This window comes from Nostoc sp., assembly GCF_036917135.1.
Classification (GTDB): domain Bacteria; phylum Cyanobacteriota; class Cyanobacteriia; order Cyanobacteriales; family Nostocaceae; genus Nostoc.
In genome coordinates this window covers 37,733-53,025 of record NZ_JBALEA010000032.1, presented here as the reverse complement: position 1 = coordinate 53,025, position 15,293 = coordinate 37,733, and the positions used below count along the sequence as shown (strand labels likewise).

Genomic DNA, 15,293 nt, shown 5'->3' with positions numbered 1-15,293 from the left:
ATTATCACCCGCAAATCTATAGAGAATGCCATCTCTGTGATTATGGCGGTGGGTGGTTCGACCAATGCAGTGTTGCATTTTTTAGCGATCGCCCGCGCTGCTGATGTAGAGTTAACCCTGGATGACTTTGAAACAATCCGCGCCCGTGTTCCCGTTTTGTGTGATTTAAAACCAAGTGGTAAATATGTCGCTACAGATTTGCACAAAGCTGGTGGCATTCCCCAAGTAATGAAGATGTTACTTGTCCATGACTTATTACACGGTGATAGCCTCACCATTAGCGGCCAAACAATTGCAGAGATATTAGCAGACATCCCAGAAGAACCATCCGCCAACCAAGATGTGATTCGGACTTGGAATAACCCCATGTATGCTCAAGGACATTTAGCTATTCTCAGAGGTAATTTGGCAACAGAAGGGGCTGTAGCCAAAATTACCGGGGTGAAAAAACCAGTAATTACCGGACCTGCACGGGTATTTGAATCGGAAGAAGCCTCTTTAGATGCGATTTTGGTGGGTAAGATTCAAGCTGGTGATATTCTAGTTATCCGCTACGAAGGGCCCAAGGGTGGCCCTGGAATGCGAGAAATGTTGGCTCCCACTTCGGCAATTATCGGCGCTGGTTTGGGTGATGCTGTGGGATTAATTACCGATGGGCGCTTTTCTGGCGGTACTTACGGTATGGTGGTTGGTCATGTGGCACCAGAAGCGGCAGTTGGTGGTGCGATCGCTCTTGTCGAAGAAGGCGATAGTATTACTATTGATGCACCGGCGCGTTTATTGCAGTTGAATATATCGGAAGAAGAATTAGCCCGTCGTCGTACTAATTGGCAACCTCCGGCTCCGCGTTACACTAAAGGCGTGTTGGCGAAATATGCCAAATTAGTCTCTTCTAGCAGTATTGGTGCTGTAACAGATTTAGATTTGTTTTAATTAACCTCACATAATTTCAACTGCCTACACTATACCGAACTGTACAGTGTAGGCTTCTCAATTTATTCAAAGTATGGATATAGAATATAATGCCCCAGAAGTTCTGCGTATGGGGTGAAATGACTATGGCAATACAGTTCAGAATGAGCAACAAAACACTTGTAGAGACGGCGATTTATCGCGTCTCGTAAAACCAAAAATTGTTGCCAGTAGCCCTGAACCCAAGCGTATTGATGACTGTGGGAATTATAACTAACTATCCGAACACGATATTAGATTCGGAGCGATCGCCCCTGCTTCTACTAGTTTTTACTTAAATTTTATGAATTTTTGTAAAAATCTTGAAGAAGTTTCAGGAAATTTACATAGCAGATATGATGTCAATAGAGAAATCACAGAAATTATAGTTGACAGTCAACTACTTAAAACCGAAAAGGGTACAAAATGAATAATGTCAAACTAACGATCGCTCTTTCTAATCCAGACTTAGATGCAGAAGAGCAAGAACGGGAAACGCGGAATCTGCTACGAGATATCAGAGATTTAGATGTAGAAAGTGCTGAACTTGTAGCAGTCACACAAACTCCTCCAGGATCAAAGGCGTTTGGGGTTTTTCTGCTGGGAGTATTGCAAGCAGAGGTGAGCCTTGCCAATTTTAAGAAATTGTTGGGATTTTTGGGCGATCGCTTGGGTAACAAAAGCATTGAATTGGAAGTAGAGGCTAACGGTAAAAAACTCAAGGTGAAAGCTAGCAGTCGGGAAGAGTTAACAGCAGCACTGGAAGCCGCCCAAAGGTTTGTAGCCGTAGGCTGAGAAATCCCATAATAAAAGAGAGGATAACAAGATGGCAAAGGTAGCACTGCTAATCGGAGTCAGCGAGTACGAGCCTGGTCTTAACCCATTACCAGCGTCGGTAAAGGATATGCAAGCGATCGCTAAAGTTTTACAACATCCAGAAATGGGCGGGTTTGCTGAAGCAGACATCCAAAAAATGGAGAATCCCGATCCTCAGAAAATGCAGGAAGCGATCGAGACTCTGTTTAGCGATCGCCGTAAGGATGATCTAGCAATAGTTTACTTCTCCGGTCACGGCATTAAAGATGAGAGCGGCAAACTTTACCTTGCTACTCGCTTAACCCGTAAAAACCCTCAAGGACAACTCATCAAATCAACTGCTGTTCCTGCCAGTTTCATTCATAACATCATGAGTGAAAGCCGCTCTAAGCGACTAGTGATAATTCTCGATTGCTGCTTTAGTGGGGCATTTGCCGAAGGTTGGTCAGCCAAAGATGATGGTTCTGTCAATATCCAGGCTGAACTTGGGTGTGAAGGGCGGGTTGTCCTTACATCTTCCACTTCTACTCAGTATTCTTTCCAGCAAGAAGGAGCAAATCTTTCTACTTACACTCGTTACCTCGTCGAGGGTATTGAAACAGGAGCAGCAGATTTAGATAACGATGGTGTAGTTTCAGTTGATGAGTTGCATGAGTACGCCAAAAAGAAAGTTAAAGAAGCGGCTCCCGCCATGCAACCAGAAATCTACGCAGTCAAAGAAGGATTCAAAATCTTTTTGACTAAAGCACCAGTTAGCGATCCAAAACTGAGGTATCGCAAAGAAGTTGAACGGGTTGCCAGTCGGGGCGAAATTTCTCTTACTGGTCGTAGAATATTAGATGAGCTACGCTATAGTTTGCCATTGCCTCCTGAAGAGACTGCCATAATTGAGACAGAAGTTTTAAAACCTTATCAAGAGCGCAAAAAAAAGTTGCAGCAATATGAGCAAGCATTGGTTGATGCGATTAGGCATGAACAGATTTTAAGTGATTATACACGCAATGACTTGCAACGTTATAAGGAAATTTTGGGACTTAGAAATGAAGATATAGCGCCAATTGAACAGAAAATTCTTTTCGGAAAAGAATCTACTCTTAGCAATCAAAATGCAGCTTCAACTCAGTCCGTTCACTTTGAAGCCAACAATATTGAGGCAAATGATGAAAAAATCTCTTTGCTCAAGACCAACATGACTCCAAAATCCACTCCTAAAAAACCTTTAACCAATGAACTTAGTTCTCAACAGAGAGTAGACACAACTCGAAGAACTGCATCACAGCCTCAGTCACTATTTGAAAACATTGGCCAGGCTAAAAACAAATTGCTCGCAGGTCTAAACAATATAACGGTGGAACATCCACCTTTTTCATCGTCTCTTTCTAGAGTGCCTGTTATTCTGATAAGTATTGTTACTGTAATAATATCCATCGGAGGCTTAACAACTTTTATTACAGTCTCTAGGAATTCACAGCCTATTAAATTTCCGGGAAAATGCCATGACGTTAATATTCAAATTCCCGATGATAAAACGTCTACTAAGCTAGAAGCTATTTGTAATAAATTTGATGGTGAATCTCACTTAACCTCAATCGATTTGAAGGCAATCGAAAACCATAATGGAAAACTGATAGAAAATCCCAATATGGAGGTGAGTAGTTTTCAGCAAAGTTGCAATAATATTAAACTTGAGGGAAGCATACTATCTGCTGATTGCACGAAATTTGATCAAACAAAGGCTCATTCTTCAATAGAATTGAATGGAATATTTAATGAGAATGGAAATTTAATATATCATGATCAACTGAAGTAATTACATTACATAACGCTTCAAATTTAACTCTTGTCTCTCTGATTAAACTTACTTTACATATAGTGCTTTTCCCCCATCTACCTACTTAATAACTTTTTAAGTTTATAGTTTTTACATTCAAGGTTTAGCCTAGACTATGACTCTCGAAATGCAGTAGAAGCTTAATAACCTCTGCACTTTACTAATCTATCATGGTATATTATCTTGCTATCTAACTTTAGTTTAAATCGCTTGGCTACCTCGGCTCCTGTAGTAGCTTTGACACTTGGTATAGCGTTTGTTGCCCAGCCTGCTCAAAAAGCTTCTGCCCAAGTCACATCTAGTACCTATCAAAAAAGTTGTTCTAATATTAAAGTTAAAGACGGAGATTTGTTATCAGCAACTTGTGTAACAATAAATGGCAGACTCAACAATACATCTATTCGCATTCCCGGAATTGAGAATATTGATGGATTATTGACGTTTAATAATCCCAACCATTCTAGTAGCTATCAAAAAAGTTGTTCTAATATTAAAGTTAAAGACGGTGATTTGTTATCAGCAACTTGTGTAACAATAAATGGCAGACTCAACAATACATCTATTCGCATTCCGGGAATTGAAAATATTAATGGATTATTGACGTTTAATAATCCCAACAATTCTAGTAGCTATCAAAAAAGTTGTTCTAACATTAAAGTTGAAGACGGAGATTTGTTATCAGCAACTTGTATAACAATAAATGGCAGACTCAACAATACATCTATTCGCATTCCGGGAATTGAAAATATTGATGGATTATTGACGTTTAATAATCCCAACAATTCTAGTAGCTATCAAAAAAGTTGTTTTAATATTAAAGTTGAAGACGGAGATTTGTTATCAGCAACTTGTATAACAATAAATGGCAGGCTCAACAATACATCTATTCGCATTCCGGGAATTGAAAATATTGATGGATTATTGACGTTTAATAATCCCAACAATTCTAGTAGCTGGATGCCTTAGCCAGGCCATGACATCAAATTAGTTAAAATTAAACCAAATAAGTTTGTGCCGATTCAACTTTAATTTTGCAGCTTTACTTAATAGCGATCGCACTTGTTCATTCTAATATTTCCAAATAGCGATCGCACTGACTCATTCTGATATTGCCAAATAGCGATCGCACCCAGTCTTTCACTTACAGCAACTCGATAAATTCATCACGACCTTCTTCTTTTAACACTTCAATATATAACTCAATAGCTTCCTTGGTATTGGCAATAGCTTCTGTTTTCGTCTTCCCTTGGCTGATACAAGCAGGTAAGCTAGGACATTCAGCTATCCAATAATCATCTTCTCCTGGATAGATAATAACTTGTCTCTTCATCTATTACTCCTACAACTCAAAACTGTAGTCCAAACAAATCAAAAAAGCCAAAATCTCTCACAACAAATCTGGATTTTCCCCCAGTTCTCTCAATCTAGCCGCTAAACGAGCCACCTGTGCAGCAGCCGCTTCTTCTCGTACAGCAGCCGCTTGTGCTTGTGCAACAGCAATTTCCGCGTGTGTGACTACGGCTTGTGCTTGTGCAACAGCAGCTTCATCTGGTAACAAAACCAAATTCCCAGCTACATCATAAAACCGCAACCATACCGCTGTTTCTCTGTCTATTGTTCCTTCATAGGTTCCCAACCATAAACTTAACTTTTGACACCATAGCCAACCACGCTCATTCGGTGTCAAAGATTGATATTGCTGATTATGATCTAAATGCCACCCTTGCAAAGAAGTCGAGTCAAAGGGGTCATAGACAAAATAATCTGAAGTATGAAAAGTTTGTTCGTAAAGGTCTTTCTTAACAGTCTGATCTATTTTGGCTGTAGATGGTGACATTAATTCTACAATCACATGAGGATAACGACCGTTTTCTTCCCACACTACCCAACCTTGACGAGAATTAGTCCCGTTCACATTCAAGACAGCAAAGAAATCGGGGCCACGGAAATCCTGGTTACGTACTTGGGCGCTGCTATAATAAATAAACATATTGCCACCAGTAAAAAAATCATTCCGGTCAATCCAAGCTTGTTGCAATGACCGAATCAGGACATTCATAGCAATACGGTGGCGATTTGATTCCAAGGGTTCTCCGTCATCAAAAATTAAATCTGTGGGCGGTGTGGGGTGTTCCCAGTCTAGAATGGCTTTTGGGTTGTTTTCGGTAGTCATGAGCGATCGCCTTTCTCAGAAAGCCTTAGATTTTTATCATAAATTATTCTTAACCCAATCTCGAAAATTACGCATAGCTTGACTTCTCCCAATTGTTAAACACTGCTGAACATATTCATTGACTAATTCAACAATTGGGATATCAGGAAAATTAGGACTAGATTCAGATTTTATATATTTTCCTTCTCTTAGCAAAGAAATTTCTAAACCTTGTTGTGTATGTCGCCAAAGTTCAGGAACTCTCAAAATTTCATAATTCTCAAATCTAGTCCGAGAAGTAATATCAATTTCGATTGCTAAATCTGGTGGTGGGTCTATATTTAAATCTATGCGATTTTTACCAATTACAGCAGCTTGATTTTGAATATAAAAACTGGTATCTGGTTCTACTGCTTGCTGCGATCGCTCATTTTTTAGTGTTGTGGAACCGAAAGGCTCAAAATCAATTTGGAGTTTGTCTAACAAGATTTTGACTAAATCACCAATAAGCTCTTTATCTTTTTCGTGTTCTGCTAAGGGAACCATAATTTCTAACCAGCCATGACTATAAGAAATACGTGCTGCACGCCTTTCTCCCATTTCTGCCAAAATATTTTCTAACTGCTGCCAACTAATATCTTTGAGCAACGTTTGTTGACCAGGTTTAACAATAATTTGTTGCAGTTTTAAAAGCATATCACCTCAGAGAGTTGATGTAGTAACGGTTGTGTTGAGCAGATTTTATTTACAACTCAACTTTCTTAAAGCATATCGCCTCTGAGCATGAGTGTAGATATTATGTAAAAAGGTCAGTGTAATAGAACATACAGAGAATGCAAATGCAACTCACCATTCGTAAAGCTTCTTGCGAGGACATTCCGGCTTTAGAAGCTCTGATTCTGAACTCGGTGAAAAATCTTCAAGCTGCCTATTACAGTCGTGAACAAATGGATGGCGCTCTTGGCACTGTTTTTGGTGTTGATAGCCAACTCATCAAAGATGGCACATATTTCATTGCTGAGGTTGAGTCTAACATTGTCGGTTGCGGTGGCTGGAGTCAACGCAAAACTCTTTTCGGAGGCGACAAAGCTCAGAATAAACAAGATGACTTACTTGATCCACTTCATGAGCCAGCGCGAATTCGGGCTTTCTTTGTGCATCCTGCCTGGGCGCGTCGTGGAATTGGAAGTAAAATCATGGCAGCTTGTGAAGCAGCAGCTATCGGCGCAGGTTTTTCGAGACTTGAATTAGTGGCTACACTTGCTGGTGAGCCACTTTATCAAGCACACGGATTTGATAATATTGAACATTTTGAAATATCTCTTTCTAATGGAGCTTGCCTCCCAGTTATTCGGATGTCAAAGCAGATATAAAATTCCTATTTTATTTTTCAAATAAAGCTGTTTATATATTTTAATTCCAATGTTATCAGGAATTTTTAATTTGTACTTTTTAAAGGAATACGGATAGTAAACTCTGTTCCGCATCCTGGGGTAGAATCAACTTCAATAGTTCCTTTATGTTTGTCTACAACAATTTGATAGGCGATCGCCATTCCTAATCCAATTCCTTTACCCACAGGTTTTGTAGTGAACATGTGGTCAAATACCCGATGTTTCACATCCTCGGACATCCCAATCCCATTATCGTAAATTTGAACGATGGCGTAATCACTTGATTTGTCAATTTGCGTTTGCAGCTTAATTTGATTAGGATGACTTTTAAGTTCCTCAGAACTGCGTTTGGGGCTGGCTTCTTCCAATGCGTCTATGGCATTCACCAGAACATTCATAAACACCTGATTTAGTTGCCCTGCGTAGCATTCTACTAGGGGTAAATCACCGTATTGCTTCAGGATCTGAATTTCTGGTTGATTAGGCGTAGCTGTCAGACGATGGTTGAGAATCATTAGAGTGTTGTCTAATCCTTCATTAATATCTACAGATTTCATGTCTGCTTCATCGAGGCGGGAGAAATTACGCAGCGACAGCACAATTTCACGAATGCGTTTGGTTCCCACCTGCATTGATCTCATTAGCTTGGGTAAATCTTCTGCCAGAAACTCAATATCAAGGTCTTGGGCGCGATCGCTAATTTCTGGTGTAGGATTTGGGTAGGTTTGTTCATAAAGCTTTAGTAAATCGAGGATACCTTGGCTGTATTCACTTGCATGGTTGAGGTTGGCATGGATAAAATTGGCCGGATTATTGATTTCGTGTGCCACCCCAGCAACTAGTTGTCCCAGACTAGACATTTTTTCGGTGTGGATGAGTTGAGCTTGGGTATTTTGCAATTCTTTCAAGGTTTTGCTGAGTTCCTGCGCCTGCTGACTAGAAACAAAGGCGCGATCGCGAATCTGTTCATATAGTTGCACCTGTCGCCATGTACTGATCAACCCAACCACTAGCAATCCTCCCAGAACCGTAGCTAAAAGGTTTAACGCCTGCAATGGCGATTCAATATTTTCTTGTGGCACAACTAAAGCTACCGACCAATTTGCTTCATGAAGCGGGGTGTAAGCAACATAATTCCACTGACCATCTAGTTGAGCTAATTCAATATTAGTGTGTTGAGCTACCATTTTTTGAGTAATTTTCGCCAACTGGGGATTAGGCGAATTGAGGAAACTCTCGGCGGCTTTTTCAGGTGTGCCAATCAGTCGGATGTCGGGATGGGCAATGGGAACTCCTTGAGAATTGATGGCAAAGGCATAGCTACCGTTACCTTGATGTAAATTACCGATCACCTCAACTACCCGATTAATCGGAATCCCACCCATCAATACACCTGCTGGTTCTGTACCTGTTTCGGCAGGAATCGGCGAACTAATCTGAATCTGTAACTGATTGCTTGTACGTCCAATAATGGGATCGGCGGCTACTGTTTGACCTGCCATACTGCGCTGAAAAAATTCTCGATCTTTGACCCTTGTCCGACCTTCTTGAGTATTAATTAATGCACCATCGGGTGTAATTAGCGCCATGAGCAAAAATGTTTGCATCCGCTTCACCTCAGATTGCAAGTAAGGTTCCGTCATAGACCAATCCATTGATCGCACTACAGCAGAATTTGCCAGAGTTTTAATTTCTGTCTTCCGAATGGCTAACCAGTTATCAATATCATTTTGACCTTGTTGTGTTTTTAATAGCGCTTGCTGTTTAAGACTATCGAGCAACAACCCTTTGACAATTTTGTAACTAATAATAGCGGTGACGCTAATACTAAGGGACAAAATCACCAAGATTGATAGTAATATGAAATTACGCGATCGGCATTTCAATGAGTAGTGATTTTTGTCCATTGAATGATCCCGTCGGGGCTTGATTTTCAACCAGCCTTTGCGTAATTTAAGCATTATAAAGTTATTTGCTAGAAGTTAAAATTTAAAAAGCAAAAATGAAGAGTGCTGAGTCAGGTAGAAAGTACTCATAACTCTTTATTGTTGTTGAGTAGAGATTTGAATGACAAACTCTGTACCCTGTCCAAGTTCTGAAGTGCAGGAGAGAGAACCACCATGTGCTTCCACTATAATTTGACGAGCGATCGCTAATCCCAATCCAGTGCCTTTTCCTACAGGTTTGGTGGTGAATAAATGGTCAAATACTTTTTGTTTAACCTCTGGTGACATTCCTACGCCATTATCAGCAATCTTAATCAAAACGTACTGACCTGAGTCTGCCAAACGAGTTTCAATGGTGATGCAATTGGGGTTAGCGAGAATGGCTTCCAAACTATGCTCTGAATTGTATTGTTCAAGTGCATCAATGGCATTTGCTAACAAGTTCATAAACACCTGATTAAGTTGTCCAGCAAAGCATTCCACTAGGGGAAGTTTGCCATAATTTTTGACCACCTCAATTGCCGGACGGTTTTCGTTAGCTTTTAAACGGTGTCTGAGAATCAGAATAGTGCTGTCAATGCCTTCGTGAATATCAAAGGGAACTTTATAATCCTTATCTGCTCTGGAGAAGGTTCGCAGACTAGTACTAATGCTGCGGATACGTTGAACACCCAATTTCATCGAGTCTAGCAATTTAGGTAAATCTTCACGTAAATAATTCAGGTCGATGGCATTAATTTCGTCTTGAATATCTAAGCCAGGATTAGGAAACTTCTCTTGATAAAGGTTAATTAGTCCAAACAAATCCTTGACATAATCTTTGGCTGGTTCAATGTTGCCGGCAATGAAGCCAATAGGATTGTTGATTTCATGGGCAACACCTGCTACCAGATTACCAAGGGCAGACATTTTTTCACCCTGCACTAATTGCAATTGCATGGTTTGGAGTTCTTGCAAAGCTTGTTCTAATTGTTGCTTTTGTTCTTGCAGCAATTGTTGTGCTTCCTGGCGTTCGGTGATGTCTTCAGATGTGCCAAGAATGCCAAAAATGGTTCCTTCTCGATCTCGTAGGGGAATTTTATTTGTATTCGACCATGTTTGTTTCCCGTCTACTTTCTGGATGGTTTCAATAATGCTAAGTTCAGCTTGTCCAGACTCGAGAATGCGGCGATCGCGCCCTACATAATAATCTGATTTTTCCCGAATCCAGGGAAGGTCATAGTCTGTTTTACCAATAACATTTTCTGGCGCTCCTACACCCGAAATTTCCGCAAAGTTCTGGTTACATCCTAAATAAACACTATTGCAGTCTTTCCAGAAAACAGATTGGGGAATATTGTCAATAATTAACCGCAAGCATTGTTCAGTCTGTCCCAGATTTTCGAGAGTATCTTGTGCTTGCTGATAAAGTCGGGCGTTTTCTAGGGAGATTGCAGCTTGAGTGCATAATAGATTGAGAATTTCAACGCGATCGCTCGTAAACACCCCTGTAGTAATATTATTTTCTAAATACAAAATCCCCAACAGTTTGCCTTGATACAAAATCGGCGTACACAGCAAGCTTTTGGGTTGCTGACGGATAATGTAGGGATCAGCTATTAGCGCCAGATGCACTGTTGCATTAATGATAACCGTAGGCTGTAGGCTGCGTTTGACGGTGTAAATTAGACTATGGGGAACGTCTGCGCTATCTTCCACAAAAATGGACTGTAACACCGTTGATTGTTGCCCAACTTCAGCAGTGGCCTCAATGACCAATCTATCTTCTTTAAGGAGTAGTAAGGCACACTTATCTGCACCTGCATTTTCAATCACCACTTGCAACAGCTTCGTAAGTAATTTATCTAGTTCGATTTCACTAGAAAGAGTCTGAGAGGCTTTGAGAACTGTTGCCAAATCTAGCATTACGGATGCACTACTACTAGAAGTTACTGATTTATTAATGCTTGAGTGCAAGGTACTAATGCTGTCAATCTTGGCGATCGTCTCATTGGGCGTAAGTAGCGATACTCTTTCAGAGTCGCTTCGTGAACGCATCTGTTGGAGAATGGGAGCTAGCAATTGTGGATAACGTTGTTCTAAATCATCGACTTTGGCTTTAGCACCCCAGCGAGTGTAACAATAATAAGCATTAATCAAATACTCTTGGGCAATGCGTTCTTTGCCCCATTCTAAATAAAACTTGGCTGCAAGTTCGTTGGCGAGAGCTTCTTCGTTGAGATATTCGTTTTCTTTAGCTTTAGCAATGGCGCGATCGTAATACTCAATTGCCTCTAGTTTTGCCCCCAAGACTCGACATTTTTCTGCAACTACTAAAGCATGTCGGTGAGCCTGATTACTGGGTGCATGATCTGCCCAGTTCCTGAGTTTTTCTTGATGATTTTTTACCCGCTCTATAATGCCTGTTTGCTCTGTCTCACTGGCAGTTGCATAAACCGCTAATCGAACTAATGCATCATAGAAATAGAAGATTGGAATGTGCATCAGTCCTCTCCCAGCACCTAAATACTGTTCCGCTAGGCTGGCGTTTTCTAATGCCTGTTCATAGCGTTGAAACAGGTAGGAGAGGAGCATTTTATTGATATAAATCTGAAATAGTGCTGTCACATCATTGGTTTTGAGGTGAAGCTGAATCATTTCATCCTCATTATAGTGTTCGCTATGCAAGCGATCGGGTTCATCCCTAGTCTCCAGCAGATTGAGTACAGCTTGATAGTAGATACTTTGCTTGTGGAGATAGGTATCCTGGCGCAATTGCTGCATCACCTGGCGATGAGCTTCCATTGTTTGTCTGAGAGAAAATAGTTCCTGACTGCTGAAATAGGCAGTGATGCTATAACTAAGAAGACTTAGGGCGACATATTGAATATCTCCGATTTCTAATCCTCTAGAATAGGCTTTCAGATACCCTTCCAAAGTATCTTTTGCAGGTTCTTGCCAATGTCTGAGAAAGTTGTTAAAGGCAAAAATGGTTTTAGCGGTTAACTCAGGAGCATGGATATGTTGCAGTAGCTTCATCCCCAGTTGTCCAAACCGATAGCCCGCCTGAATATCTCCCAACACAACCAGCAATGTCAACCCGTACATCACATAGCCATGAGTCGATTCTGGTGCATTCCCATACTGCACAGATAAATCGACGTGAGCAAGGATGATCAGAGGTAATAAGTCTGGGGCAGCTTGAAAGGCAGCAGAAAGAACGCTGGATAGAATGACCATTGCCGCTTTTTTGTCCGGTGCGGTCATTTGGGGTAATTCCAGGAAAGATTCCATTGACCTATCGTTGAGTAAGATTTGGGTATGCTTAAGTGCCTCTTCGATGTCTGCTGGGGTGGGTTGCTCTGGCAGATGCACTCCCAGATGCTTTAGGACTTCTCGTGCTAGTCGCAAGGCTTCTAGCTGCTGATTTTGGGCAATGCAAGCCTGGATTTTAATATTGTAGATATTTACCCGATCCAGCCAGGATTGGGCATGATTCAGTACCATCTCAGCTAACTGTTCCATCTGTTCAAAATGGGTGCAGAGGTAAGCTGATTCTGTTGCTCCTTCATACAAGATCAGGGCGAGATTGTATTGGCTGTGCCAGCAATTAGCCGTTAGCATAGCAATACCGATGTTGAAATAGTCCAAAGCTGCTGCGTAAGCTGTTGCACCCTTGGCTTTATGCCCAGCCGCCAAGTTTAACTGCACGATTTCCTGTTGTTCCTGCTCGTCATTAATTAAAGCAGCCCCTTGATTGAGGTGGTTGACGATCGCAAAAATTTTCTCATCTCGTTCATTTGCTGTCGTGGCTTGTTGCAGCAAACGCCCAATGTGCAGGTGAGTAACTTGCTTTTGGTTGTCAGGAATTAATGAATAGGCAGCTTGCTGAATGCGATCGTGAAGAAATTTGTAGCTGATGTTTATTTGTCCATAATCATTGTGGCTATTTACCAATGAATGCTGTTGATAAAACTTGTAAACATCACTGGTAGGAATGATCAATCCTTCTTGGAGTGCTTTCCATAACTCATCTGCCGTTGTGGCCTCAGACTGTTCATAGACGATCGCTAATGTGGCTAAATCAAAAGAGTTTCCCACACAAGCCGCTAATTTCAAAACTTCTTGAGTCGGTGTTGGCAATTTTTCAAGTTGAATTGCCATGAACTCTACTACATCATTGGTCAGAGCGAGCGATCGCACCTGAGCAATATCACATTCCCAATAACCACCCTGAAAATTAAATGTAATTAGTTGATCTTGATGTAGCGCTTTGAGAAACTGGGTGCTGAAAAAAGGATTGCCTTTGGTTTTGCTCAATACTAACTCTGTTAATGGTGCAGCTAACACTAGGGAACAACTCAATGTATCTGCAACCAAATGATTGATAGAAATCTGCTCAAGGGGAGCTAAGGTAATTGTACTGACTGTAGCACCTAACTTCTGAATCTCTGACAAAGTTAGCATTAGGGGATGTACTGGGTTGACTTCGTTATCTCGATAAGCGCCAATTAATAGTAGATAGCCGATGTCAGCTTCTCTCATTAACAAATGCATTAAATTTAAGGAAGCAGAATCGGCCCATTGCAGATCATCAATAAAGATCACCAATGGATGTTCTAATGCAGCGAAGACTTGAGTGAATTTCAAAAACAGCAAATTGAAGCGATTTTGTGCTGCACTCCCAGAGAGTTTCGGCGCAGGAGGCTGTTTACCAATCATACTTTCCAGTTCGGGAATCACCTCAATCATCACTTGTCCGTTCTCACCTAAAGCGGAGAGAATTTTGCACTTCCATTGCTCAAATTGAGCGTCAGTTTCACTTAACAGTTGCCCAATTAAGTCTCGAAAAGCTTGCACAAAGGCAGAGAAAGGGATGTTGCGCCCGAACTGGTCAAATTTACCTTTAATGAAATAACCGCGTTGTCGCACAATTGGCTTGTGGACTTCGTTAACCACAGCAGTTTTGCCAATGCCAGAGAAGCCTGCTACCAAGATAATTTCAGTGCTTCCCTGATTGACTCTCTCAAAGGCATTTAGTAAGCTTTGAACTTCACCTTGGCGACCGTAGAGTTTTTCTGGGATGATGAAGCGATCGCAAATATCCCTCTGTGCAATTGGGAAACTCTCAATTCTACCCGTGTTCTTCAGTTTCTCTAAGCATTGTTCTAAATCAAATTTCAGCCCTAACGCACTCTGATAGCGATCTTCAGCATTTTTCGCCATCAATTTCATCACAATGTCACAAAGAACCTGCGGAATTTCCTCTTCATTTTTGAATTTTGAATTTTGAATTTTGAATTGATCTGGTTGCTTGGCAATATGACAGTGAACCAACTCCATCGGATCATTAGACTGAAAGGGTAGATGTCCGATAAGTAGTTCAAAGAAGGTAACGCCGAGGGAATAGTAATCACTGCGATAGTCAATTCCGCGATTCATCCGCCCGGTTTGTTCCGGGGAAAGGTAGGCGAGAGTACCTTCTAAAACATTAGGACTGTAAATTTCTTGGGTTTCTCTAGGTAAAAGAGAAGCAATGCTAAAGTCAATCAACTTGACTTGCTTGGTTTCTGGGTTAATCAGGATGTTGGCAGGCTTAATGTCTTTGTGGATAACCCGATGGCGATAGAGTCCCTCAAGAATATCGCTCAGAGCGATCGCAACATCCAAGAACTCTGTCAAAGTATATTGGTTATATCCCATTTCCCTGTTCATCCAATCTCTGAGGGAAATGCCGCCAAAATCCTCCATCACCAAAGCATAGCTGTTGCGGTAAGGTTCCAGACTGTAGGGACGAACAATACCAGGTAGGTCAATATTTTTAACGATCGTGTATTGATTGCGGAATAGTAGCAGTTCGTTGAAGGTAGGATATTCCTGCTGGAGCAGCTTGATGACGACCGGAATTAGATCACCCTCTCGAATTGCACGGTAAACTAAGGTTCTAGAGCCTGCATAAAGTTGTTCGCTAATTCGATAGTTTAAAAGCTTGTCCATCGGCTCAACTGCTGTATTCATACTTCATCAACTCTTGTTAAATCAGCTATTTGTTTAAAGTAGTTTGCCCAAAAATCAACTTTTGCTAACTTAGTTTTCTTTTAGGCGATGCCGATAGCGAGTCCTGCGAGCGTCATAGTCCGTCGTAGACATCGCATTTAACTCTTCACCAGTAAAACTTCCACTATTTCCGGTAAAATCAAGTTCTGAGGACTGTGGATTTGGGA

General features: G+C 41.1%; 10 protein-coding genes. 5 read left to right on the top strand and 5 right to left on the bottom strand.

The genetic code is table 11. The features are described from left to right. The 4 genes from V7K50_RS09790 to V7K50_RS09775 all read left to right on the top strand — a co-directional run. On the top strand, nucleotides 1-933 hold a 933-nt coding region (locus V7K50_RS09790; protein WP_334959482.1), incomplete at its 5' end, for a dihydroxy-acid dehydratase domain-containing protein. A gap of 444 nt (nucleotides 934-1,377) precedes the next feature. Beyond that, a complete protein-coding gene (locus V7K50_RS09785) occupies nucleotides 1,378-1,746 on the top strand; it encodes a hypothetical protein (RefSeq protein WP_334959480.1) in 369 nt (122 codons plus the stop codon). A 31-nt stretch (nucleotides 1,747-1,777) separates the two neighbouring features. Beyond that, nucleotides 1,778-3,577, top strand: a complete 1,800-nt coding sequence (locus V7K50_RS09780; RefSeq protein WP_334959478.1) for a caspase, EACC1-associated type — start codon at nucleotides 1,778-1,780, stop codon at nucleotides 3,575-3,577. Nucleotides 3,578-3,781: 204 nt separating this feature from the next. Then, nucleotides 3,782-4,564 carry a CVNH domain-containing protein gene (locus V7K50_RS09775; RefSeq protein WP_334959476.1) on the top strand — a complete coding sequence of 261 codons (783 nt, stop codon included), beginning with the start codon at nucleotides 3,782-3,784 and terminating at the stop codon, nucleotides 4,562-4,564. Nucleotides 4,565-4,739: 175 nt separating this feature from the next. Here the strand turns inward: V7K50_RS09775 and V7K50_RS09770 are convergent, their stop codons facing one another. The 3 genes from V7K50_RS09770 to V7K50_RS09760 are packed head-to-tail and all read right to left on the bottom strand — an operon-like array spanning nucleotide 4,740 to nucleotide 6,446. Further along, the gene (locus V7K50_RS09770; RefSeq protein ID WP_334959474.1) at nucleotides 4,740-4,928 is read right to left on the bottom strand and encodes a type II toxin-antitoxin system HicB family antitoxin; all 189 of its coding nucleotides are present in this window, start codon (nucleotides 4,926-4,928) and stop codon (nucleotides 4,740-4,742) included. Between the two features lie 57 nt (nucleotides 4,929-4,985). Next, nucleotides 4,986-5,771 (bottom strand): Uma2 family endonuclease, encoded by a 786-nt coding sequence (locus V7K50_RS09765; RefSeq protein WP_334959473.1) that lies wholly within the window; start codon nucleotides 5,769-5,771, stop codon nucleotides 4,986-4,988. Between the two features lie 36 nt (nucleotides 5,772-5,807). Then, entirely contained in the window at nucleotides 5,808-6,446 is a 639-nt protein-coding gene (locus V7K50_RS09760; RefSeq protein ID WP_334959471.1) for a Uma2 family endonuclease, read from the bottom strand. Nucleotides 6,447-6,589: 143 nt separating this feature from the next. On the opposite strand from V7K50_RS09760, the gene V7K50_RS09755 reads away from it, so the two are divergent. Next, a complete protein-coding gene (locus V7K50_RS09755; RefSeq protein ID WP_334959469.1) occupies nucleotides 6,590-7,123 on the top strand; it encodes a GNAT family N-acetyltransferase in 534 nt (177 codons plus the stop codon). A gap of 65 nt (nucleotides 7,124-7,188) precedes the next feature. On the opposite strand, the gene V7K50_RS09750 is transcribed toward V7K50_RS09755, so the two are convergent. Then, the gene (locus V7K50_RS09750; protein ID WP_334959467.1) at nucleotides 7,189-9,105 is read right to left on the bottom strand and encodes a sensor histidine kinase; all 1,917 of its coding nucleotides are present in this window, start codon (nucleotides 9,103-9,105) and stop codon (nucleotides 7,189-7,191) included. 81 nt (nucleotides 9,106-9,186) lie between these two features. Further along, nucleotides 9,187-15,087: a trifunctional serine/threonine-protein kinase/ATP-binding protein/sensor histidine kinase gene (locus V7K50_RS09745; RefSeq protein WP_334959465.1), complete on the bottom strand. Its 5,901-nt coding sequence runs from the start codon at nucleotides 15,085-15,087 to the stop codon at nucleotides 9,187-9,189. Nucleotides 15,088-15,293: the final 206 nt, after the last annotated feature.